Here is a 24,476-nt window from a genome sequence, read left to right on the forward strand (position 1 = left end):
TCGCAAGCTCCGTTTCATGATACAATAGAAGGAGTGATTTTAGAAAGCGTGAGAAAACATGATTTACTTTGATAATTCGGCGACGACCAAGCCCTATCCTGAAGCACTTGAAACTTATATGCAGGTCGCTTCAAAAATTTTAGGAAATCCATCTAGTCTCCATCGTTTGGGAGACCAGGCAACACGAATTTTAGATGCTTCCCGTCAACAGATTGCAGATTTAATCGGTAAGAAAAGTGATGAAATCTTCTTTACATCTGGTGGAACAGAAGGTGATAACTGGGTTATCAAGGGTGTGGCATTTGAAAAAGCCCAGTTTGGAAAGCACATCATTGTATCATCCATTGAACATCCGGCAGTCAAAGAGTCAGCCCTCTGGTTAAAAAGTCAAGGATTTGAAGTGGATTTTGCTCCAGTTGATAACAAAGGATTTGTGGATGTTGAGGCGCTAGCAGATTTGATACGACCAGATACGACCCTCGTTTCCATCATGGCAGTTAACAATGAAATTGGCTCGATTCAACCTATTCAAGCTATTTCAGAACTGTTGGCAGATAAGCCAACTATTTCCTTCCACGTTGATGCGGTTCAGGCGCTTGCTAAAATTCCGACTGAAAAGTATCTGACAGAACGAGTGGATTTCGCGACTTTCTCTGGTCACAAGTTCCACGGAGTTCGTGGTGTTGGTTTTGTCTATATCAAGTCTGGCAAGAAGATTACGCCTCTTTTAACAGGTGGTGGTCAGGAACGTGATTACCGTTCTACAACTGAAAATGTGGCAGGAATTGCAGCGACAGCCAAGGCCCTCCGTTTGTCTATGGAAAAGCTAGATATCTTTAGGACCAAGACTGGACAGATGAAAGCTGTTATTCGCCAAGCCCTTCTGGACTATCCAGATATTTTTGTCTTTTCAGATGAGGAAGATTTTGCCCCTCATATCTTGACTTTTGGAATCAAAGGTGTTCGTGGTGAGGTTATTGTTCACGCTTTTGAAGACTATGATATTTTCATCTCAACGACCTCTGCTTGTTCGTCCAAGGCTGGGAAACCTGCAGGAACCCTGATTGCCATGGGAGTGGATAAAGATAAGGCCCAGTCAGCTGTGCGTCTTAGTCTAGACCTTGAAAATGATATGAGTCAGGTCGAGCAGTTTTTGACCAAGTTAAAATTGATTTACAATCAAACTAGAAAAGTAAGATAGGAGCATTCATGCAATATTCAGAAATTATGATTCGCTACGGTGAGCTGTCAACTAAGGGTAAAAACCGTATGCGTTTCATCAATAAACTTCGCAATAATATTTCAGACGTTTTGTCTATCTATCCCCAAGTTAAGGTAACGGCAGATCGTGACCGTGCCCACGCTTACCTCAATGGAGCAGATTACACAGCAGTAGCAGAATCGCTCAAACAAGTTTTTGGAATTCAAAACTTTTCCCCTGTTTATAAGGTTGAAAAATCTGTAGAAGTTCTGAAGTCTGCTGTCCAAGAGATTATGAAAGATATCTACAAGGATGGCATGACCTTTAAAATTTCTAGCAAGCGTAGCGACCACAACTTTGAGTTGGATAGTCGTGAACTCAATCAAACCCTTGGAGGAGCTGTTTTCGAAGCTATTCCAAATGTGCAAGCTCAGATGAAAAATCCTGACATCAATCTTCAGGTGGAGATTCGTGAGGAGGCGGCTTATCTTTCCTATGAAACCATTCGAGGAGCAGGTGGATTACCTGTGGGAACTTCTGGTAAGGGCATGCTTATGTTGTCAGGGGGAATTGACTCACCTGTAGCTGGCTATCTAGCCCTTAAACGTGGGGTAGATATTGAGGCCGTTCACTTTGCCAGCCCACCTTACACCAGTCCAGGTGCCCTGAAGAAAGCGCAGGATTTGACTCGTAAATTGACCAAGTTTGGGGGCAATATCCAGTTTATCGAAGTGCCTTTCACAGAGATTCAAGAGGAAATCAAGGCTAAGGCGCCAGAAGCTTATTTGATGACTCTAACTCGTCGCTTTATGATGCGGATTACTGACTGTATTCGTGAGGTCCGAAATGGTTTAGTTATCATCAATGGGGAAAGTCTTGGTCAAGTAGCTAGCCAGACCTTGGAAAGCATGCAGGCTATTAACGCTGTGACCAACACTCCCATCATTCGTCCTGTGGTTACCATGGACAAGTTGGAAATTATTGACATCGCCCAGGAAATCGATACCTTTGAAATCTCTATCCAACCTTTTGAAGACTGCTGTACCATTTTTGCACCTGACCGTCCTAAAACTAATCCTAAGATTAAGAATGCAGAGCAGTATGAAGCACGCATGGATGTTGAAGGTTTGGTTGAGCGAGCAGTGGCAGGGATTATGATTACTGAGATCACACCGCAGGCTGAAAAAGATGAAGTCGATGACTTGATTGATAATCTGCTCTAATCAGAAAATCCAAAAGAATTTAGAAAATTAAATGAAAAAGTTAGTTTTTAATCTAAATAAGCAATAAACACAAGCTTAAAAATAAAACCATACAGTGATTTCGTCTTGAATGATTATCAAGTTGAAAGAAACACTGTGTGGTTTTTGAATAGTTTGTGCTTCAGAGATTAAATTCTCGGCTGATTTTTTAATATTTATAAAACTCACCTCTGCTGAGACTTCTTACTGATCTTATATATGGATTCTATGTATATCAAAATAAGTTCAGTTATTGAATAGGTCGCACCAAACGAGATAGAAGAATAATTTGAGTCTTTTATGCAATCTCCGTATAGGATTCATTACGACAGATACCTTAGGTTCTTTTTTATTGAAGAAATTTTCTGAAAATTACAAAATATACTTGCTATTTTAGAAAAATAGTGTAGAATAAAAGAAATAAGTTTTTAGAATAAGGAGTGGAATATGACAGTAACGATTGATTGGGAAAACCTTGGTTTCTCCTATATGAAATTACCTTATCGCTATATTGCTCATTTTAAAAATGGACAATGGAATCAAGGAGAGCTTACAGAGGATGCAACTTTGCATATTTCAGAGTCTTCTCCAAGTCTTCACTATGGCCAACAAGCATTTGAAGGTTTGAAAGCTTATCGTACTAAGGATGGTAGTGTTCAACTTTTCCGTCCTGACGAAAATGCTAAACGCCTGCAACGTACTTGTGATCGTCTCTTGATGCCACAAGTTCCGACAGACATGTTTGTAGAAGCTTGTAAGGCAGTTGTCCGTGCCAATGAAGAATACGTACCACCATATGGAACAGGTGGAACCCTTTATCTTCGTCCACTTTTGATTGGTGTTGGAGATATTATCGGGGTAAAACCAGCAGAGGAGTACATTTTTACTATCTTTGCTATGCCGGTTGGAAATTACTTTAAGGGTGGCTTGGTTCCAACCAACTTCTTGATTCAGGATGAATACGACCGTGCTGCTCCAAATGGAACAGGTGCGGCTAAGGTTGGTGGGAACTATGCTGCCAGTCTCTTGCCAGGGAAATTGGCCAAATCACGTCATTTCTCAGATGTTATCTACCTAGACCCTTCAACTCATACAAAGATTGAAGAAGTCGGTTCAGCTAACTTCTTTGGAATTACAGCTGACAATGAATTTGTAACACCATTGAGTCCATCTATCTTGCCATCTATTACTAAATATTCTTTGCTTTATTTGGCAGAACACCGCTTGGGCTTGACTCCTATTGAGGGTGATGTTCCAATTGATAAGCTGGATCGTTTTGTAGAGGCAGGTGCCTGTGGTACGGCAGCAGTTATTTCACCAATTGGTGGAATTCAGCACGGTGATGATTTCCATGTATTCTATAGTGAAACAGAAGTTGGCCCTGTGACTCGTAAACTCTATGATGAGTTGACAGGTATTCAGTTTGGTGATATTGAAGCGCCAGAAGGTTGGATTGTAAAAGTAGATTAAAATAAACAAAAGGAGATTTTTGATGAAATCGAAAAAGTGGCTCTTAACAGCAGGAGTGGTCCTGAGCACAACAGCTCTTTTAGTGGCTTGTGGAAAAGCTGATAAAGAAGCAGATGCACCGACAACATTTTCATATGTCTATGCAGTAGATCCAGCATCTTTGGACTATAGTATAGCGACTCGTACATCGACAACAGATGTCATCGGGAACGTGGTTGATGGCTTGATGGAAAATGACCAATACGGGAATGTCATTCCTTCCTTGGCTGAAGATTGGTCTGTGTCAAAAGATGGTTTGACTTATACCTATAAACTTCGTAAAGGAGTTAAATGGTACACTTCAGAAGGTGAAGAATACGCAGAAGTAACAGCCCATGACTTTGTAACAGGATTGAAACACGTAGCTGACGGTAAGTCAGATGGTGTCTCTCTCATCCAAAATTCAATCAAGGGCTTGGATGCCTACATGACTGGTGAAACCAACGATTTCTCTACAGTTGGGGTCAAGGCCTTGGACGATTATACAGTTGAATATACCCTAAACAAACCAGAAAGTTTCTGGAACTCTAAAGTCACAACAGCAACGATGTTGCCTGTAAATGAAGAGTTTTTGAAGGCATCAGGTAAAGATTATGGAGCGGTCACTCCAGCAGGGATTCTTTACAATGGTCCTTATATCTTGAAGACCTTGACTTCTAAATCGTTGATTGAATACGAGAAAAATCCAAACTACTGGGATAAAGAAAAGGTAAAAATTGAGAAGATTAAATTGACTTACTACGATGGTTCTGATCAGGAATCCTTGATTCGTAGCTTCTCTTCTGGTGCCTATACGACAGCCCGTCTCTTCCCAAGTAGCTCAAACTTTGCTTCAACTTTGGAACAATACGGAGATAAAATTACTTATAGCCCACAGGACTCAAGTAGCTATTACTTCACCTTTAACGTAAATCGTCAGTCATATAATAAAACTGCGAAAACAAGTGAAGAGCAAAAGACTTCTACAAAAGAAGCTATGCTGAATAAGGACTTCCGTCAGGCTATCAACTTTGCCTTCAACCGCCATTCTTATGCTGCCCAGCTAAATGGTGAAGACGGTGCGGACAAGATTATTCGTAACAGTCTCGTTCCAGATAACTTTGTACAAGCAGGCGGTAAGAACTTTGGTCACATCGCTCAAGCTGAGTTGGTGAACTATGGTGATCAATGGAAAGGTGTTGAGCTAGTCGATGGTAAGGATTCTATCTACAACCCTGACAAGGCTAAAGCAGCCTTTGAAAAAGCTAAGAAAGACTTGGAATCTAAAGGGGTAAACTTCCCAATTCACTTGGATGTCCCAGTTGAACAAACAGATACCATCGCCGTTCAACAAAGCAACTCTTTCAAACAGTCTATCGAATCAACTCTTGGTGCTGAAAATGTTGTCATCGATGTTCTTCAAATGACAGATAATGAAAAGGAAACTATCACTTCTCAAGCGCGTGTTCCTTCTCAAAAAGACTATGATTTGAACAGTACAGGATGGGCTCCAAGTTATCAAGACCCAGCCTCTTACTTGAATATCATGGATCCTAAATCAGGCTCTGCCATGAAACACCTTGGTATTACAAAAGGAAAAGATAAGGATGTTGTAGCTAAACTTGGTTTGGACCAATATAAGAAATTATTGGATGATGCAGATTCAGAAACTACAAATCTTGAAGAACGCTATGAAAAATATGCCAAGGCTCAAGCTTGGTTGACAGATAGTTCATTATTGATGCCAACAGCCTCATCTGGTGGTTCTCCAGTTGTAAGTAATGTCGTGCCATTCTCAAAACCATACTCACAAGTTGGTATTAAGGGTGACCCATATATCTTTAAAGGAATGAAATTGCAAAAAGATATCGTTACGACAAAAGAATATGAAGAAGCACTGAAAAAATGGCAAAAAGAAAAATTGGAATCAAACGGTAAGTACCAAAAAGAACTAGAAAAACACATTAAATAAAGCAGAAAACTCTATATCAGACAAGCCTGATGTAGAGTTTTTTCTTGCTAGTTTTAGGATTTTCTTGTAAAATAGAAAAAGTGAAGAGAGGTATGAAATGAGTAAGAAAGATAAAAAAATTGAAATTCAAGTAGCAGATGCCAAAGTTAATGTTGGTAAAGACAGTTTTGAAGGTTATACATTGACTATCGGTAAAAAAGTTATCGGAGAAATTGCCGAATTAGACGGACAATTTGCCATCATAAAGAATGGGAATGTCGATAGTTTTTATAAAAAATTGGAAAAAGCTGTGGAAATTTTGATTGAAAATTATAATTTAGCAAAATAAGTCTTGTTTTTTTGAAATTTTCATGATATAATAGTCCATGTTGATTGTAGGAGAGATAGCGAAGAGGCTAAACGCGGCGGACTGTAAATCCGCTCCTTCGGGTTCGGGGGTTCGAATCCCTCTCTCTCCATTTCATCAATGGGGTATAGCCAAGCGGTAAGGCAAGGGACTTTGACTCCCTCATGCGTTGGTTCGAATCCAGCTACCCCAGTTCTTAGGTAATAATCAAGATAAAAAGCAAAATATCTTAGGGTATTTTATTTTTATAATTGAAAGACGTGAACGATATGAACATGTCCTTGCGGGTGCTTAGGAAAAAAATTATAAGTATGTCAAGTTTAAGAAAAACTTGATTGTTGGAGGATTTTTTAGATGAACGAATTTGAAGATTTGCTAAATAGCGTTAGCCAAGTTGAGACTGGTGATGTTGTTAGTGCTGAAGTATTGACAGTTGATGCGACTCAAGCTAACGTTGCAATCTCTGGAACTGGTGTTGAAGGTGTCTTGACTCTTCGCGAATTGACAAACGATCGCGATGCAGATATCAATGACTTTGTTAAAGTAGGAGAAGTATTGGATGTTCTTGTACTTCGTCAAGTAGTTGGTAAAGATACTGATACAGTTACATACCTTGTATCTAAAAAACGCCTTGAAGCTCGCAAAGCATGGGACAAACTTGTTGGTCGTGAAGAAGAAGTTGTTACTGTTAAAGGAACTCGTGCCGTTAAAGGTGGACTTTCAGTAGAATTTGAAGGTGTTCGTGGATTTATCCCAGCTTCAATGTTGGATACTCGTTTCGTACGTAACACTGAGCGTTTTGTAGGTCAAGAATTTGATGCTAAAATCAAAGAAGTTGATGCTAAAGAAAACCGCTTCATCCTTTCACGTCGTGAAGTTGTTGAAGCAGCTACAGCAGCAGCTCGCGCTGAAGTATTCGGTAAATTGGCTGTTGGTGATGTAGTAACTGGTAAAGTTGCACGTATCACAAGTTTTGGTGCTTTCATCGACCTTGGTGGTGTTGACGGATTGGTTCACTTGACTGAATTATCACATGAACGTAACGTTTCACCAAAATCAGTTGTAACTGTTGGTGAAGAAATTGAAGTGAAAATCCTTGATCTTAACGAAGAAGAAGGACGTGTATCACTTTCACTTAAAGCAACAACACCTGGACCATGGGATGGCGTTGAGCAAAAATTGGCTAAAGGTGATGTAGTAGAAGGAACAGTTAAACGTTTGACTGACTTCGGTGCATTTGTTGAAGTATTGCCAGGTATCGATGGACTTGTTCACGTATCACAAATTTCACACAAACGTATTGAAAATCCAAAAGAAGCTCTTAAAGTTGGTCAAGAAGTTAAAGTTAAAGTTCTTGAAGTTAACGCAGATGCAGAGCGCGTATCACTTTCTATCAAAGCTCTTGAAGAGCGTCCAGCTCAAGAAGAAGGACAAAAAGAAGAAAAACGTGCTGCTCGTCCACGTCGTCCAAAACGTCAAGAAAAACGTGATTTCGAACTTCCAGAAACACAAACAGGATTCTCAATGGCTGACTTGTTCGGTGATATCGAACTTTAATCAAATTGAAAATTCACAAAATCCTTTGTTTCCTAAACAAGGGATTTTTCTTTTGTCTGTAAGCCTTTTTTGATATAATAGTTCTATGTTAGAATCAGAAAAACAATCACGTTATCAAATGTTAAATGAGGAACTCTCTTTTTTATTGGAAGGCGAAAGTAATGTTTTGGCTAATCTTTCCAATGCCAGTGCTCTTTTAAAATCACGCTTTCCTAATACCGTATTTGCAGGCTTTTATCTGTTTGATGGAAAGGAATTAGTTTTAGGTCCCTTCCAAGGAGGGGTTTCCTGCATCCGTATTGCACTAGGCAAAGGTGTTTGTGGTGAGGCAGCTCACTTTCAGGAAACTGTTCTTGTTGGAGATGTAACAATTTATCCCAACTATATTTCTTGTGATAGTCGAGCTAAAAGTGAAATTGTTGTGCCCATGATAAAGAATGGTCAATTACTTGGAGTTCTGGATTTGGATTCTTCAAAGGTTGATGATTATGATGATATGGATCGAGATTATTTGGAACAATTTGTCGCTATTTTGCTTGAAAAGACAGAATGGGACTTTACAATGTTTGGGGAGAAAGCCTAATGTATCAAGCACTTTATCGAAAGTATAGAAGTCAAAACTTCTCCCAGTTGGTTGGTCAAGAGGTTGTGGCTAAGACTCTTAAACAAGCTGTGGAGCAAGAAAAAATAAGTCACGCTTATCTTTTTTCTGGTCCTCGTGGAACGGGAAAAACCAGTGTAGCTAAGATTTTTGCCAAGGCTATGAACTGTCCAAATCAAGTGGGTGGGGAACCTTGTAATAACTGCTATATTTGTCAAGCAGTGACGGACGGTAGTTTAGAAGATGTCATTGAAATGGATGCGGCCTCTAATAATGGGGTAGATGAAATCCGTGAAATTCGTGATAAATCTACTTATGCCCCTAGTCTTGCCCGTTATAAGGTCTATATCATAGACGAGGTTCACATGCTGTCTACAGGGGCTTTTAATGCCCTCCTAAAGACGCTGGAAGAGCCAACACAGAATGTGGTCTTTATTTTGGCCACTACTGAATTGCACAAGATTCCTGCCACTATTCTATCCCGTGTGCAACGTTTTGAATTTAAATCAATTAAGACACAGGATATTAAGGAGCATATCCACTATATCTTAGAAAAAGAAAATATCAGTTCTGAACCAGAGGCTGTGGAAATCATTGCCAGACGGGCTGAAGGTGGAATGCGAGACGCCTTGTCTATTTTGGATCAAGCACTGAGTTTGACACAGGGAAATGAGTTGACGACTGCCATTTCTGAAGAAATTACTGGTACCATTAGTCTATCAGCCTTGGATGATTATGTGGTTGCCTTGTCTCAACAGGATGTTCCCAAGGCTTTGGCTTGCTTAAATCTTCTCTTTGACAATGGTAAGAGCATGACTCGTTTTGTGACCGACCTTTTGCACTATTTAAGAGATTTGTTAATTGTTCAAACAGGGGGGAAAAACACTCATCATAGTCCAGTCTTTGTTGAGAATTTGGCACTTCCTCAGGAAAATCTGTTTGAAATGATTCGCTTGGCGACAGTCAGTTTAGCAGATATTAAGTCTAGTTTGCAGCCCAAGATTTATGCTGAGATGATGACTATTCGATTGGCAGAGATTAAGCCTGAACCAGCTCTTTCTGGAGCGGTTGAGCATGAAATTGCTACGCTGAGACAAGAAGTGACCCGTCTCAAACAAGAACTCGCAAATGTGGGAACTGTACCCAAGCCAACTAGTCCAGCCCCTAGTCGCCCAGCAGCGGGTAAGACAGTCTATCGTGTGGATCGCAATAAGGTTCAATCTATCCTACAAGAGGCCGTTGAAAATCCTGATTTAGCACGTCAAAATCTGATTCGCTTGCAGAATGCCTGGGGAGAGGTGATTGAAAGTCTTGGAGGTCCTGATAAGGCTCTGCTAGTTGGATCTCAACCGGTTGCGGCCAATGAACATCATGCCATTCTTGCTTTTGAGTCTAACTTCAATGCTGGTCAAACAATGAAACGAGACAATCTCAACACCATGTTTGGCAACATCCTCAGTCAGGCAGCAGGTTTTTCACCTGAGATTTTAGCCATTTCCATGGAGGAATGGAAAGAAGTGCGCGCAGCCTTTTCAGCCAAAGCCAAATCTTCTCAAACTGAAAAAGAAGCAGAAGAAAACCTGATTCCAGAAGGATTTGAATTTTTGGCTGATAAAGTGAAGGTAGAGGAAGACTAAAGAAAGATTTCATGATACAATAAGCTTATGAATAGACAACAATTTATTATCATCGCGCTGTTTACAGCTGCTGAGACCTATTTTTTCAATGAAGCATGGATGACTGGTCGCTATATTATGGCAGCCTTTTGGGCCATTTTGCTCTTTAGAAATTTCCGAGTTAGTTACTTGATGGGCAAGATTGTAGATGTTATTGACCAGCATTTAAAAGGAAAAGACTAGTCCTCAAGCTTCTAGACAAAATCAAAGCCTTTTAGGCTTTTTTTTGTTATACTATAAAAGTATATTTATTGACCTTTTACCGTGTTTTCTAGGAAAATCAAGTATGTCTCTAGTAACACTGTAAAGGCTTTGAAAAAGAAAGGAACTATCATGTCAGTATTAGAGATCAAAGATCTTCACGTTGAGATTGAAGGAAAAGAAATTTTAAAAGGGGTTAACTTGACCCTGAAAACAGGAGAAATCGCCGCTATCATGGGACCAAATGGTACTGGTAAATCGACTCTTTCTGCCGCTATCATGGGAAATCCAAACTATGAAGTGACCAAAGGTGAAGTCTTGTTTGATGGCGTAAACATCCTTGAGTTAGAAGTGGATGAGCGTGCGCGTATGGGACTTTTCCTTGCTATGCAATACCCATCAGAAATTCCTGGTATTACTAACGCTGAGTTTCTTCGTGCAGCCATGAATGCTGGTAAAGAAGACGAAGAGAAGATTTCAGTTCGTGAGTTTATCACTAAATTGGATGAGAAGATGGAATTGCTCAACATGAAAGAAGAAATGGCTGAGCGTTACCTCAACGAAGGTTTCTCTGGTGGTGAGAAAAAACGAAATGAAATTCTTCAACTCTTGATGTTGGAACCAACATTTGCCCTTTTGGACGAGATTGACTCTGGTCTTGATATTGATGCCCTTAAAGTTGTTTCTAAAGGTGTGAATGCTATGCGTGGTGAAGGCTTTGGTGCTATGATTATCACTCACTACCAACGTCTTTTGAACTACATCACACCTGATGTGGTACACGTGATGATGGAAGGTCGTGTTGTCCTTTCTGGTGGTCCAGAATTGGCTGCGCGTTTGGAACGTGAAGGATACGCAAAACTAGCTGAAGAACTTGGCTACGACTACAAGGAAGAATTGTAATTCCCTCGTATCTTTTAGGAGAAGTAAATGACTAAAGAAAATATTAAACTTTTTTCAGAAATGCACGCTGAACCAAGCTGGTTGGCTGATCTCCGTCAAAAAGCTTTTGACAAGATTGAGACTTTGGAATTACCAGTGATTGAGCGTGTCAAATTCCACCGTTGGAATCTGGGTGATGGAACGATTACAGAAAGTGAGCCATCAGCAAATGTTCCAGATTTCACAGCTCTAGATAATCACTTGAAGTTGGTGCAAGTAGGTACTCAAACTGTTTTTGAGCAAATTCCAGTTGAGTTGGCTGAACAGGGTGTTGTCTTCACAGATTTCCATTCAGCTTTAGAAGAAATTCCAGAGCTGATTGAGGAATTCTTCATGTCATCTGTTAAGTATGACGATGATAAGTTGGCAGCCTACCATACAGCTTATTTCAACAGTGGTGCTGTTCTCTACATTCCTGATAATGTTGAGATTAAAGAACCAATCGAAGGTATTTTCTACCAAGATAGTGATAGTGATGTGCCGTTTAACAAGCATATTATGATTATCGCTGGTAAAAACTCTAAGATTAGTTATCTGGAGCGTTTAGAGTCACGCGGTGAAGGAAGTGCCAAAGCAACTGCTAATATTACAGTAGAAGTGATTGCTCGTTCTGGAGCTCAAGTGAAGTTTGCCGCCATTGACCGTCTAGGTGAAAACGTCACTGCCTACATTAGCCGTCGTGGTAAATTAGGCAACGATGCAAGCATTGACTGGGCAATCGGTGTTATGAACGAAGGAAACGTCGTTGCGGACTTTGATAGTGACTTGATTGGTAACGGTAGTCATGCCGACCTTAAAGTCGTAGCTCTTTCAAGTGGTCGTCAGGTGCAAGGAATTGATACTCGTGTAACCAACTATGGTTGCAACTCAATCGGAAATATCCTCCAACATGGGGTTATTCTTGAAAAAGCAACCTTGACCTTCAATGGTATCGGCCACATTATCAAGGGTGCTAAGGGAGCAGATGCGCAACAAGAGAGCCGTGTTCTTATGCTGTCAGACCAAGCGCGTTCAGATGCCAATCCAATTCTTTTGATTGACGAAAATGATGTTACTGCAGGTCACGCAGCTTCTATCGGTCAGGTGGATCCAGAAGATATGTACTACCTCATGAGTCGTGGTTTGGACAAGGCAACTGCAGAACGCTTGGTTGTTCGTGGTTTCCTTGGCTCTGTTATCGTTGAGATTCCAGTCAAGGAAGTTCGTGATGAAATGATTGCAACTATCGAAGAAAAATTGTCAAAACGCTAAGGGGTAGCCTATGTTAGATGTAGAAGTGATTCGCAAGGATTTTCCAATTTTAGACCAGATTGTTAATGATGAACCATTGGTTTATTTGGACAATGCTGCGACGACACAAAAACCACTAGCAGTTCTGGAAACGATTAACCGCTACTATGAACAGGATAATGCCAATGTTCATCGTGGCGTTCATACCTTGGCTGAAAGGGCGACAGCTTCTTATGAGGCGGCTCGTGAAACCATTCGTAAGTTTATCAATGCAGGGTCTACAAAGGAAGTTCTCTTTACTAGAGGAACGACAACCAGTCTGAACTGGGTGGCGCGCTTTGCAGAGGAAGTCTTGACTGAAGGAGATCAGGTTTTGATTTCTGTCATGGAACACCATTCCAATATCATTCCTTGGCAGGAAGCCTGCCGCAAGACTGGGGCAGAGCTTGTTTATGTCTATCTCAAGAATGGAGCTCTGGATATGGATGATTTGCGAGCTAAATTGACTGATAGAGTTAAGTTTGTCTCCCTTGCTCACGCCTCAAATGTTCTGGGGGTGGTCAATCCAATCAAAGAAATCACCCAATTAGCTCATCAAGTTGGAGCCATTATGGTGGTGGATGGTGCTCAATCTACGCCTCATATGAAGATTGATGTTCAGGACTTGAATGTGGACTTCTTTGCCTTTTCAGGTCACAAGATGGCCGGTCCGACTGGTATCGGTGTTCTTTACGGCAAAGAAAAGTATCTGGAACAAATGTCACCAGTAGAGTTCGGCGGCGAAATGATTGATTTCGTCTATGAGCAATCTGCTAGTTGGAAGGAATTGCCTTGGAAATTCGAGGCTGGAACTCCTAACATGGCAGGTGCAATCGGACTAGCTACTGCAATAGATTATCTTGAAAAGATTGGTATGGATGCGATTGAAGCCCATGAACAGGAGTTAATCTCTTACGTCTTTCCAAAACTACAGGCTATTGAAGGTTTGACCATTTACGGTTCACAGGATTTAGCACAACGTTCGGGTGTCATTGCCTTTAACCTAGGCAATCTTCATCCTCACGACCTTGCGACGGCTCTGGATTATGAAGGAGTGGCTGTTCGTGCTGGTCACCATTGTGCCCAACCCTTGCTTCAGTATTTGGACGTTCCAGCTACAGCTCGTGCAAGTTTTTACATCTACAATACCAAGGCAGATTGCGACAAGCTAGTCGATGCCTTACAAAAGACAAAGGAGTTTTTCAATGGCACTTTCTAAACTAGATAGCCTCTATATGGCAGTGGTAGCGGATCATTCGAAAAATCCACATCATCAAGGGAAGTTGGAAGACGCTGAGCAAATCAGTCTCAACAATCCGACCTGTGGAGATGTTATCAATCTCTCTGTCAAGTTTGATGCAGAGGACCGTTTGGAAGATATTGCTTTTCTAAACTCAGGTTGTACCATCTCGACTGCCTCTGCTAGCATGATGACAGATGCCGTTTTAGGAAAAACCAAACAAGAAATTTTAGAACTTGCGACTATTTTTTCTGAAATGGTTCAAGGGCAAAAAGATGAGCGTCAAGACCAACTTGGAGATGCATCTTTCTTATCAGGCGTTGCAAAATTCCCTCAACGAATTAAGTGTGCAACCCTAGCTTGGAATGCCCTGAAGAAAACAATTAAAAATCAAGAAAACAAGTAAGACAAGTTTCTTTTGTCTTATGGACTATTAGAAATGAAGAATGAAAGAAAGTATATTATGGCTGAAGAAAGAGTAGAACCAAAACCAATTGACCTTGGTGAATATAAATTTGGTTTCCATGATGATGTAGAGCCTGTCCTATCGACAGGAAAAGGATTGAATGAAGATGTCATTCGTGAACTATCAGCTGCTAAGGGAGAACCTGAGTGGATGCTAGAATTCCGTTTGAAGTCTTATGAAACCTTCAAAAAAATGCCTATGCAAACTTGGGGAGCAGACTTGTCAGAGATTGATTTTGATGACTTGATCTACTATCAAAAACCATCTGACAAACCAGCGCGTTCATGGGACGAAGTTCCTGAAAAAATCAAAGAAACCTTTGAACGTATCGGGATTCCGGAAGCTGAGCGTGCTTATTTAGCAGGTGCCTCTGCCCAGTACGAGTCAGAAGTGGTTTACCACAACATGAAGGAAGAGTTCCAGAAATTGGGGATTATCTTTACAGATACGGATTCTGCCCTCAAGGAATACCCAGACTTGTTTAAACAATACTTTGCGAAGTTGGTACCGCCAACAGATAACAAGTTGGCTGCCCTTAACTCAGCAGTATGGTCTGGTGGAACCTTTATCTACGTACCAAAAGGGGTCAAAGTGGATATCCCACTTCAAACTTACTTCCGTATCAACAACGAAAATACTGGTCAGTTTGAACGTACCTTGATTATCGTTGATGAGGGAGCAAGTGTCCACTACGTAGAGGGCTGTACTGCGCCAACTTATTCAAGTAACAGCTTGCATGCTGCTATTGTAGAAATCTTTGCCTTGGACGGAGCTTATATGCGTTATACGACTATCCAAAACTGGTCTGATAACGTCTATAACTTGGTAACAAAGCGTGCTAAGGCTCAAAAGGATGCCACTGTTGAGTGGATTGATGGTAACTTGGGTGCCAAAACAACCATGAAATACCCATCTGTTTATCTTGATGGAGAAGGAGCCCGTGGTACCATGCTCTCTATCGCCTTTGCCAATGCAGGGCAACACCAAGACACGGGTGCCAAGATGATCCACAATGCTCCACATACAAGCTCGTCTATCGTGTCTAAATCCATCGCTAAAGGCGGAGGGAAGGTTGACTACCGTGGACAAGTAACCTTTAATAAGAACTCTAAGAAATCTGTTTCTCACATTGAGTGTGATACTATTATCATGGATGACTTATCAGCATCAGATACTATTCCATTTAATGAAATTCACAACTCGCAAGTAGCTTTGGAACACGAAGCCAAGGTTTCTAAGATTTCTGAAGAACAATTGTATTACCTCATGAGTCGTGGATTATCAGAATCTGAGGCAACTGAGATGATTGTCATGGGATTTGTAGAACCCTTTACAAAAGAACTTCCAATGGAGTATGCTGTTGAGCTGAACCGTTTGATTAGCTACGAAATGGAAGGATCAGTTGGGTAAAATTTGATTTTAGATTTACCCCAAATCAAGGATCTTGAAGATGAACTTGTAACAAAAAGAGACTGAGAAAAAATATTTTAAGAACAGAAAACGCATGATATCAGGAGCCAAAAAACTTGATATTATGCGTTTTATTGTGGGAAGATTTATTGTATTCTCTCATGAAATAGAGTTTTTCCCTAAGCGCTTTTGATTTTTGATATAGTTTTGTGAGGACGAAGTAAGACAATATATAAAATAGTCAGTTCAAGCCACGATATAGTTGCTTAGTTTAAAATAAGCATCTTATAATAAAGTTATGGCATATAGTACAGATTTTAAACAACGAGCATTAGATTACATCAAAGAGGGACACAGCCATGTCGAGGCGGCCAAAGTTTTTGATGTTGGCGTCAGAACTCTCTTCACATGGGAAAAGAAATTACGTGAACAAGGACACTTAGAGCGGAAAAAGCGAGTCGCCAAAAGCCGAAAGATTCCTTTGGAGGAGTTGAAGGCCTTTGTAGAGGCTCATCCAGATGCTTTCTTACGGGAAATTGCGACACATTTTGATTGTGCTGTTCCTTCAGTATGGGCAGCTTTAAAGCAGATTAAGGTCACTTTAAAAAAAGACGACTAGCTTTAAGGAACAAGATCCTGAGAAAGTCGCTGAGTTTCTTGATATTTTGAATAGCCTAAAAGATTTACCAGTCGTATATATTGACGAAACAGGAATCGACCGCTACCTCTATCGTCCTTATGCACGGGCTCCTAGAGGGGAGAAAGTCTATGAAAAGATTAGTGGACGGCGTTTTGAGCGGACTTCAATTGTTGCAGGACAAGTAGACGGAGAGTTTATAGCTCCTATGATTTACAAGGAAAGTATGGCGAGCGATTTCTTTGTGGAGTGGTTCAAAACGCAACTTCTACCTGCTTTGAAGACCCCTCATGTCATTGTCATGGACAATGCTAGTTTTCATCCCAAGAACATCTTGGATGAGCTTTGCATTCAAGATAAACACTTTTTCTTACCTCTACCACCGTATTCACCAGATTTGAATCCTATTGAGCAGGCTTGGGCTATCTTGAAAAAGAAAGTGACGGATTTATTAAGGGAAGTTCCAAATATTTTTGAATGTTTGGAACGCTTTTTTAAAACTAAATGACTATAATTATAAAATGCTTATTGATTTTGATTTAAAATGAGTCAAAAAGCCGTTGCACAACGGTTTTTTGTTATAATTAAATGAAGAATGTAGAATAAAAGGAGAAAACCATGACATTTGAAGAAATTCTGCCTGGATTAAAGGATAAGAAAAAATATGTACGAACTGGTTGGGGAGGTGCTGAAAACTATGTCCAACTTTTTGACACTATCGAGCAAAATGGGGTTGCACTTGAAGTGACACCTTATTTCCTAATCAACGTTTCTGGGGAGGGAGAAGGTTTTTCCATGTGGAGTCCGACACCTTGTGATGTTTTGGCGACGGATTGGGTAGAAGTGCATGACTAGACGTGTATTGATTACGGGAGTGAGTTCAGGTATCGGATTGGCTCAGGCTCGCCTTTTTTTAGAGAAGGGCTATCAAGTTTATGGAGTTGACCAAGGTGAAAATCCACTCTTAGAAGGTGATTTCCACTTTTTACAGAGAGATTTAACCTTGGACTTGGAGCCTATTTTTGACTGGTGTCCTCGGGTGGATGTTTTGTGCAATACTGCTGGAGTGTTGGATGATTACAAACCACTTTTGGAACAATCAGCGCAGGAAATTCAAGAGATTTTTGAAATCAACTATGTGACTCCTGTTGAGTTGACTCGGCATTATTTGACACAAATGCTGGAGAATAAAAAAGGGATCATTATCAATATGTGCTCCATTGCTTCTAGCCTAGCAGGCGGTGGTGGACACGCTTATACTTCCTCTAAGCACGCACTAGCTGGCTTTACCAAGCAGTTGGCTCTAGACTATGCAGAAGCTGGGATTCAAGTCTTTGGGATTGCTCCGGGAGCGGTTAAGACAGCTATGACCGCTGCGGACTTTGAACCAGGTGGCTTAGCAGACTGGGTGGCGAGTGAAACACCAATCAAGCGCTGGATTGAACCAGAGGAAGTGGCAGAAGTCAGTCTCTTTTTGGCAAGTGGAAAGGCATCTGCCATGCAGGGACAAATTTTGACAATAGATGGTGGTTGGTCTCTGAAGTAGGAGTAGTTGGATGGAAATCAAAAATCACTTTGGAGTCTATGGTGTTTGCTATAAACATGGTTAACTTCTTTGTATTCAAAAAACAGCAGGTCCCTACAAAAATAGGTTAGACCTTCCTGGTGGCAGTCAACAACTTGGTGAAGGACTGACGGAAACTCTGATTAGAGAAGGTTTGGAAGAGACGGGATTTACTGTTAGAAGCTACTCCAATCCTCGAATCTACGATGTTTTCGTCAGGGAAGAGTTAACAAATTTTATGGTTCACCATATCATAGCCTTGTATGATGTTGAGATAAACGAGAAGGCATCTCAAGTGAATATTTCTGAAACTGTCTCTGATGGTGTGAATGATTCTCTTGGATATGTTTGGAAGGCAATTCAAGAAATCACAGAAGAAAATGCATCGCCATTAGTCTTGAAGGTTAAGTCTGAATTAATAGGATTTCCAGAACTGGACAAGACCTTGTATATGAATTGGAAGGTGAATGATGAGAAACCAACTAGCTCTGAGTGGCGAAAAAATTCTTGAAAAAATTTATCCTCAGTTATTGCACCACATAGGTATGATTAGAGGCGAATACTTGTTTAGGGAGCTTAACCAAAACATACTATTACCAAGTTGTCAGCAATTTGTGAAAGATTATCTAGAGACTATCTGTTCCCTGTACTCAGATGAGGAGATCTGGTATCGTTTTTCTGAATTAACGAATACAGAAGCCAATTGTTTAGAGGGAACTAAACAGCATTTTGATGAAAATCATCCCTTGTTTGGATATAGAGGGATAAGGCGTTTGCTGGCGTGTCCGGATGAATTTCATGCTGAGGCACATGTCGTTACAGAAGTTTATCAAAACAATCCCAATCTATCTGTTATTTTTCCTTTTGTCAATGATGCTGAGCAGTTAAAGCAAGCTATTACAGTATTGCGTCAGCAGGGTTTTACTGGGAAAGTTGGCACGATGATTGAATTACCGTCAGCGTATTTTGACTTGGATAGGATACTGGAAACGGCCATTTCAAAGATTGTAGTTGGAATGAATGATTTGACTTCTTTTGTTTTTGCGACTGTGAGAAATAGTCAATGGCATGATATGGAAAGTCCAATAATGTTAGATATGCTAAGAGATATGCAGGATAAAGCAAGGATGAAAAAGATTGATTTTGCTGTAGCAGGCTATCTGAATACTTCTTTCATACAAAAAATGAATCAGATGAGTATTGAGTGCATTATCCACTATAGCTCTATTCCGGAGATTTTTGATTTAGAAATTGACCATCCAGACCATCTCAAATACATAAAAGAAGAAAGTAAAAAATTACAAAGGAGCACCTATGACACCGCAAGAAATGTGGAATGCCTACAAGCAAATTAACTCCTCTATAGGAGATGAAATCGATGCTTGGGCTTTTGGAGTGGAACCAGACCTTTTAGCAGATTTGGTTTTAAAAGGCAAAAAGACTGCAACAGCATCAGCCTATGATCTCTACGTACTAGAGGACGAACCCCTTCCGCAAGAAGGGACATTTGATGTCATTTTAGACGGTCAAAATCAGGCTGTCTGTATTGTCGAAATGACAAAGGTTTCTGTCCAGCCCTTCAATCAAGTTTCTGCTCAACATGCCTATAAGGAAGGTGAGGGAGACAAATCACTTACCTATTGGCGTCAGGTTCATGAGGATTTTTTCACAGACTGTTTGGGTGAAGCAGGACTGACTTTTACACCTGAAAGCAAGGTTGTTTTAGAAGAATTTCGCAAGGTCTACCCACTGTAGGCTATTAGACGGAAGAAAGTTTTGGAAATCGCTGTCCAATCCTTTTTTCTCCAGCAAAACATGATATAATAAGTTTGTTTGAAGAAGAGCTTTAGCTCTTAAACTTAGATAGGAGAAAACTATGCAAGCAGTTGAACATTTTATTAATCAATTTGTTCCTGAACATTATGATTTATTTTTAGACTTGAGTCGTGAGACCAAGACGTTTTCAGGGAAGGTGACCATCACTGGTCAAGCACAGAGTGACCGTATTTCCCTTCACCAAAAAGACTTGGGAATCGCCACTGTAGAAGTTGCAGGTCAAGCTCGCCCATTTACAGTTGACCATGACAATGAAGCCCTTCATATTGAACTTGCTGAAGCAGGTCAAGTTGAAGTGGTTATCGCTTTCTCAGGAAAAATTACAGACAACATGACAGGGATTTACCCATCTTACTACACAGTTGATGGAGTCAAGAAGGAAGTATTGTCTACTCAATTTGAGAGTCATTTTGCGCGCGAAGCCTTCCCATGTGTGGATGAGCCAGAAGCCAAAGCAACTTTTGACCTCTCTCTACGTTTTGACCAAGCAGAAGATGAATTGGCCTTGTCTAATATGCCAGAAATCGATGTTGAAAATCGTAAGGAAACAGGTATCTGGAAGTTTGAGACAACACCTCGCATGTCTTCTTACTTGTTAGCCTTTGTTGCGGGTGATTTGCAAGGTGTGACGGCTAAGACTAAAAACGGTACTCTTGTAGGTGTTTATTCAACCAAAGCCCACCCACTATCTAACCTTGATTTCTCACTGGATATCGCTGTTCGCTCTATCGAGTTTTACGAAGATTACTACGGAGTCAAGTACCCAATTCCTCAATCTCTACATATCGCCCTCCCTGACTTCTCAGCTGGTGCTATGGAAAACTGGGGTCTTGTGACCTACCGTGAAGTTTACTTGGTTGTGGATGAGAACTCTACCTTTGCCAGCCGTCAACAAGTTGCCCTTGTTGTGGCCCATGAATTGGCTCACCAATGGTTTGGTAACCTTGTTACTATGAAATGGTGGGATGACCTTTGGCTCAATGAAAGTTTTGCTAACATGATGGAGTACGTCTGTGTGGATGCTATTGAACCAAGCTGGAACATCTTTGAAGATTTCCAAACAGGTGGAGTACCTCTTGCTCTTGAACGTGACGCGACTGATGGTGTTCAGTCTGTCCACGTCGAAGTCAAACACCCAGATGAAATCAATACGCTCTTTGATGGTGCTATCGTCTATGCCAAAGGAAGCCGTCTCATGCACATGCTTCGTCGTTGGCTAGGTGATGCCGATTTTGCCAAAGGTTTGCATGCTTACTTTGAAAAACATCAGTACAGAAATACAATTGGTCGTGACCTTTGGGATGCTCTTGGTCAAGCATCTGGCCGTGATGTCGCAGCCTTCATGGATTCTTGGTTGGAACAACCTGGTTATCCAGTTCTCACTGTCAAAGTTGAAAATGATGTCTTGAAGATTTCGCAAAAACAATTCTTTATCGGTGAGCACGAAGATAAGAACCGTCTCTGGGTGGTGCCACTCAATAGCAACTGGAAAGGCTTGCCTGATACACTTGAAACTGAAAGTATCGAAATCCTTGGCTACGCAGCTCTTCTTGCAGAAAACAAAACAGCACTTCGTCTCAACACAGAAAATACAGCCCACTACATTACAGACTATCAAGGAGATTTGTTAGATGCTGTTCTTGCTGACCTAGTTGAGCTTGATAACACAAGTAAACTGCAGATCGTTCAAGAACGTCGTTTGCTTGCTGAGGCAGGGCACATTTCTTATGCTGACTTGCTTCCAGTTCTTGATAAACTTGCTAAGGAAGAATCTTACCTTGTCGTTTCAGCTGTTTCTGAAGTAATTTCTGCTCTTGAGCGCTTTATCGATGAAGGAACAGAAGCTGAAAGAGCCTTCAAAGCCTTGGTTGCTAAATTAGCTCGTCATAATTATGACCGTCTTGGTTTTGAAGCTAAAGATGGAGAATCAGATGAGGATGAATTGGTTCGTCAGTTGGCTGTTTCTATGATGATTCGCTCAAATGATGCAGAAGCTAGTCAAGTCGCTAGCCAAATCTTCGCGGCTTACAAGGATAATCTTGCAGGACTTCCAGCAGCTATTCGCTCACAAGTTCTGATCAATGAGATGAAACATCATGAGACTAAAGACTTGTTAGCACTTTATCTTGATACTTATACTCACGCAACAGATGCTGTCTTTAAACGTCAGTTGGCAGCCGCTCTTGCCTATAGTAAAGATGCGGACAATATCCAAACCTTGATTGCTTCTTGGAAGGACAAATTTGTGGTCAAACCGCAGGACTTGTCTGCTTGGTATTACCAATTCCTAGCTCACCAAGTAACTCAGGAAACAGCTTGGTCTTGGGCGCGTGAAAACTGGGCTTGGATTAAGGCAGCTCTTGGTGGAGATATGAGCTTTGATAGCTTTGTTATCCTTCCTGCACACGTATTTAAGACTCAGCAACGCTTGGCAGAGTACAAGGAATTCTTTGAACCGCAACTTTCTGACCTTGCTCTTAGCCGTAACATCGGTATGGGAATCAAGGAAATTGCAGCGCGTGTTGACTTGATTAACCGTGAAAAAGCTGCAGTGGAAGCAGTCGTTCTTCAATACGGAAATTCATAAATGAGCCTAAAATAAAAAGAAAACTCAGCTATCTCATGTAATACTCTTCGAAAATCAAATTCAAACCACGTCAGCGTCGCCTTGCCGTACTCAAGTACAGCCTGCGGCTAGCTTCCTAGTTTGCTCTTTGATTTTCATTGAGTATAAAATGCAGAGAGTTGAGTTTTTTTTAAGGCAAATTTGGTATAATGGTTTTAATAAGGAGGAGTTTCTCATGATAAAAATCTTATTGGTTGAGGATGACCTAGGCCTGTCAAATTCAGTATTTGACTTTTTAGACGATTTTGCGGATGTCATGCAGGTATTTGATGGGGAAGAAGGTCTCTACGAAGCTGAAAGTGGCGTCTATGATTTGATTTTGCTCGATTTGATGTTGCCAGAAAAAAATGGCTTCCAAGTCTTGAAAGAATTGCGTGAAAAGGGAATTACGACTCCAGTTCTGATCATGACTGCCAAGGAAAGTTTGGATGACAAGGGACATGGATTTGAACTGGGAGCGGATGATTATCTGACCAAACCTTTCTACTTAGAAGAACTCAAAATGCGGATTCAAGCCCTTCTCAAACGTTCAGGCAAGTTTAATGAAAACACCTTGACTTATGGAAATATTGTAGTTAATTTGTCAACCAATACCGTTAAGGTTGAAGATACTCATGTCGAATTACTGGGGAAAGAGTTCGATTTATTAGTTTATTTCCTTCAAAATCAAAATGTTATTTTGCCTAAGACTCAGATTTTTGATCGTTTATGGGGATTTGATAGTGACACAACAATTTCAGTTGTCGAAGTCTATGTTTCAAAAATTCGTAAGAAATTAAAAGGAACCACTTTTGCAGAGAATTTGCAAACCTTGCGCAGTGTTGGGTATATTTTAAAAGATGTTCAGTAAACTAAAAAAAACATGGTATGCGGATGACTTTAGTTATTTTATCCGCAACTTTGGTGTCTTCACTCTGATTTTCTCCACCATGACTCTAATTATTTTGCAGGTCATGCACTCGAGTCTCTATACTTCGGTGGATGATAAGCTTCATGGACTGAGTGAAAATCCTCAGGCAGTTATTCAGCTTGCTGTAAATAGGGCAACAGAAGAGATTAAAGACTTAGAGCATGCCGCTACAGATACTAGTAAGACTGAGATAAAACCCAATGTCAGTTCCAATACGGAGGTTATTCTTTTTGATAAGAATTTTACACAGCTCCTTTCTGGAAATCGATTTTTGGGATTGGATAAGATTAAGTTAGAGAAAAAAGAACTAGGCCATATCTATCAGATTCAGGTTTTTAATAGCTATGGACAAGAAGAAATCTATCGCATGATATTGATGGAAACCAATATCAGTTCGGTTTCAACCAATATCAAGTATGCAGCTATCTTGATTAATACCAGTCAGTTGGAGCAGGCCAGTCAAAAGCACGAGAAATTGATTGTGATTGTGATGGCAAGTTTCTGGATTTTATCTTTACTTGCAAGTCTCTATCTAGCTAGGGTCAGTGTTAGGCCCCTGCTTGAGAGCATGCAGAAGCAACAGTCCTTTGTGGAAAATGCTAGTCATGAGTTACGAACTCCACTCGCAGTTTTGCAAAATCGCTTAGAGACCCTTTTTCGTAAGCCAGAAGCAACCATTATGGATGTGAGCGAAAGCATTGCCTCTAGTTTGGAAGAAGTCCGAAATATGCGTTTTTTGACGACAAACTTGCTGAACTTAGCTCGTAGAGATGATGGGATTAAACCGGAACTTGCAGAAGTTCCAACCAGTTTTTTCAATACGACTTTCACAAACTATGAGATGATTGCCTCGGAAAATGATCGTGTCTTCCGTTTTGAAAATCGGATTCATCGCACGATTGTCACAGACCAGCTTCTTCTGAAACAACTGATGACCATCTTATTTGATAATGCTGTCAAGTATACTGAAGAGGATGGTGAAATTGATTTTCTTATCTCGGCGACCGATCGCAATCTGTATTTACTTGTTTCTGATAATGGAGTCGGTATTTCGACAGAAGATAAGAAGAAAATTTTTGACCGTTTTTATCGAGTGGATAAGGCTAGAACCCGCCAAAAAGGTGGTTTTGGTTTAGGATTATCTCTGGCCAAGCAAATTGTAGATGCGCTTAAAGGAACCATTACTGTTAAAGATAATAAACCCAAGGGAACAATCTTTGAAGTGAAGATTGCTATCCACACACCATCGAAAAAGAAAAAATAAAAATATCGCTCCAGACGGGGCGATATTTT

At 40.6% G+C, this 24,476-nt stretch carries 21 protein-coding genes, 2 tRNA genes and 2 pseudogenes; all 25 read left to right on the forward strand.

Annotation, left to right across the window (positions count from 1 at the left end; translation table 11 throughout):
* Positions 1 to 58 precede the first annotated feature (58 nt).
* Positions 59 to 1,201, forward strand: a complete 1,143-nt coding sequence (locus QM865_RS00690) for a cysteine desulfurase family protein (protein WP_101785077.1) — start codon at positions 59 to 61, stop codon at positions 1,199 to 1,201.
* Between the two features lie 8 nt (positions 1,202 to 1,209).
* Positions 1,210 to 2,424, forward strand: coding sequence for a tRNA uracil 4-sulfurtransferase ThiI (gene thiI, locus QM865_RS00695; RefSeq protein WP_414305792.1), 1,215 nt, complete (start codon positions 1,210 to 1,212; stop codon positions 2,422 to 2,424).
* Between the two features lie 465 nt (positions 2,425 to 2,889).
* Positions 2,890 to 3,912 (forward strand): branched-chain amino acid aminotransferase, encoded by a 1,023-nt coding sequence (locus QM865_RS00700; RefSeq protein WP_115904725.1) that lies wholly within the window; start codon positions 2,890 to 2,892, stop codon positions 3,910 to 3,912.
* A 22-nt stretch (positions 3,913 to 3,934) separates the two neighbouring features.
* Positions 3,935 to 5,902 (forward strand): peptide ABC transporter substrate-binding protein, encoded by a 1,968-nt coding sequence (locus tag QM865_RS00705; RefSeq protein ID WP_414305793.1) that lies wholly within the window; start codon positions 3,935 to 3,937, stop codon positions 5,900 to 5,902.
* A gap of 97 nt (positions 5,903 to 5,999) precedes the next feature.
* Complete coding sequence (locus tag QM865_RS00710) at positions 6,000 to 6,230, forward strand: DUF2969 domain-containing protein (RefSeq protein ID WP_000037113.1); 231 nt, start codon at positions 6,000 to 6,002, stop codon at positions 6,228 to 6,230.
* Between the two features lie 49 nt (positions 6,231 to 6,279).
* Positions 6,280 to 6,360 (forward strand) — tRNA-Tyr (locus QM865_RS00715).
* 9 nt (positions 6,361 to 6,369) lie between these two features.
* Positions 6,370 to 6,441: transfer RNA gene (locus QM865_RS00720), tRNA-Gln, on the forward strand.
* A gap of 161 nt (positions 6,442 to 6,602) precedes the next feature.
* Positions 6,603 to 7,805, forward strand: a complete 1,203-nt coding sequence (gene rpsA, locus QM865_RS00725; protein WP_001001630.1) for a 30S ribosomal protein S1 — start codon at positions 6,603 to 6,605, stop codon at positions 7,803 to 7,805.
* Between the two features lie 85 nt (positions 7,806 to 7,890).
* Positions 7,891 to 8,388: a GAF domain-containing protein gene (locus tag QM865_RS00730; protein WP_009014168.1), complete on the forward strand. Its 498-nt coding sequence runs from the start codon at positions 7,891 to 7,893 to the stop codon at positions 8,386 to 8,388.
* Complete coding sequence (gene dnaX, locus QM865_RS00735; protein WP_414305794.1) at positions 8,388 to 10,043, forward strand: DNA polymerase III subunit gamma/tau; 1,656 nt, start codon at positions 8,388 to 8,390, stop codon at positions 10,041 to 10,043. The genes QM865_RS00730 and dnaX overlap by 1 nt, the downstream gene beginning before the upstream one ends.
* Positions 10,044 to 10,070: 27 nt before the next feature.
* A complete protein-coding gene (locus QM865_RS00740; RefSeq protein ID WP_001081602.1) occupies positions 10,071 to 10,265 on the forward strand; it encodes a DUF3272 domain-containing protein in 195 nt (64 codons plus the stop codon).
* 150 nt (positions 10,266 to 10,415) lie between these two features.
* Positions 10,416 to 11,186, forward strand: a complete 771-nt coding sequence (gene sufC / locus QM865_RS00745) for a Fe-S cluster assembly ATPase SufC (protein WP_124787342.1) — start codon at positions 10,416 to 10,418, stop codon at positions 11,184 to 11,186.
* Between the two features lie 27 nt (positions 11,187 to 11,213).
* Positions 11,214 to 12,476: a Fe-S cluster assembly protein SufD gene (gene sufD, locus QM865_RS00750; protein WP_153198813.1), complete on the forward strand. Its 1,263-nt coding sequence runs from the start codon at positions 11,214 to 11,216 to the stop codon at positions 12,474 to 12,476.
* 10 nt (positions 12,477 to 12,486) lie between these two features.
* Positions 12,487 to 13,713, forward strand: coding sequence for a cysteine desulfurase (locus tag QM865_RS00755; RefSeq protein WP_414305795.1), 1,227 nt, complete (start codon positions 12,487 to 12,489; stop codon positions 13,711 to 13,713).
* Entirely contained in the window at positions 13,700 to 14,140 is a 441-nt protein-coding gene (sufU, locus tag QM865_RS00760; protein ID WP_261043770.1) for a Fe-S cluster assembly sulfur transfer protein SufU, read from the forward strand. Before QM865_RS00755 ends, sufU begins: the two co-directional genes overlap by 14 nt.
* A gap of 57 nt (positions 14,141 to 14,197) precedes the next feature.
* Complete coding sequence (gene sufB, locus QM865_RS00765) at positions 14,198 to 15,610, forward strand: Fe-S cluster assembly protein SufB (RefSeq protein ID WP_000797054.1); 1,413 nt, start codon at positions 14,198 to 14,200, stop codon at positions 15,608 to 15,610.
* A gap of 298 nt (positions 15,611 to 15,908) precedes the next feature.
* A pseudogene (locus tag QM865_RS00770) lies at positions 15,909 to 16,755 on the forward strand (IS630 family transposase).
* 110 nt (positions 16,756 to 16,865) lie between these two features.
* The gene (locus tag QM865_RS00775; protein WP_000141924.1) at positions 16,866 to 17,102 is read left to right on the forward strand and encodes a DUF2829 domain-containing protein; all 237 of its coding nucleotides are present in this window, start codon (positions 16,866 to 16,868) and stop codon (positions 17,100 to 17,102) included.
* Positions 17,095 to 17,793, forward strand: a complete 699-nt coding sequence (locus QM865_RS00780; RefSeq protein WP_414305796.1) for a 3-oxoacyl-ACP reductase — start codon at positions 17,095 to 17,097, stop codon at positions 17,791 to 17,793. The genes QM865_RS00775 and QM865_RS00780 overlap by 8 nt, the downstream gene beginning before the upstream one ends.
* Positions 17,794 to 17,803: 10 nt before the next feature.
* Positions 17,804 to 18,322, forward strand: a pseudogene (locus QM865_RS00785) (NUDIX hydrolase).
* On the forward strand, positions 18,282 to 19,166 hold the full coding sequence (locus QM865_RS00790; protein ID WP_414305815.1) for a putative PEP-binding protein: 885 nt from the start codon (positions 18,282 to 18,284) through the stop codon (positions 19,164 to 19,166). Before QM865_RS00785 ends, QM865_RS00790 begins: the two are co-directional and overlap by 41 nt.
* Positions 19,126 to 19,566, forward strand: coding sequence for an ASCH domain-containing protein (locus tag QM865_RS00795; RefSeq protein WP_414305797.1), 441 nt, complete (start codon positions 19,126 to 19,128; stop codon positions 19,564 to 19,566). Before QM865_RS00790 ends, QM865_RS00795 begins: the two co-directional genes overlap by 41 nt.
* A 121-nt stretch (positions 19,567 to 19,687) precedes the next feature.
* A complete protein-coding gene (locus QM865_RS00800; RefSeq protein WP_414305798.1) occupies positions 19,688 to 22,234 on the forward strand; it encodes a M1 family metallopeptidase in 2,547 nt (848 codons plus the stop codon).
* A gap of 214 nt (positions 22,235 to 22,448) precedes the next feature.
* A complete protein-coding gene (ciaR, locus tag QM865_RS00805) occupies positions 22,449 to 23,123 on the forward strand; it encodes a two-component system response regulator CiaR (protein WP_101785053.1) in 675 nt (224 codons plus the stop codon).
* Positions 23,113 to 24,447: a sensor histidine kinase gene (gene ciaH / locus QM865_RS00810; protein WP_219966588.1), complete on the forward strand. Its 1,335-nt coding sequence runs from the start codon at positions 23,113 to 23,115 to the stop codon at positions 24,445 to 24,447. Before ciaR ends, ciaH begins: the two co-directional genes overlap by 11 nt.
* The last annotated feature ends 29 nt before the right edge of the window (positions 24,448 to 24,476 follow it).

Source organism: Streptococcus mitis, assembly GCF_047462815.1.
In the GTDB taxonomy this organism is placed as follows: domain Bacteria; phylum Bacillota; class Bacilli; order Lactobacillales; family Streptococcaceae; genus Streptococcus; species Streptococcus mitis_DO.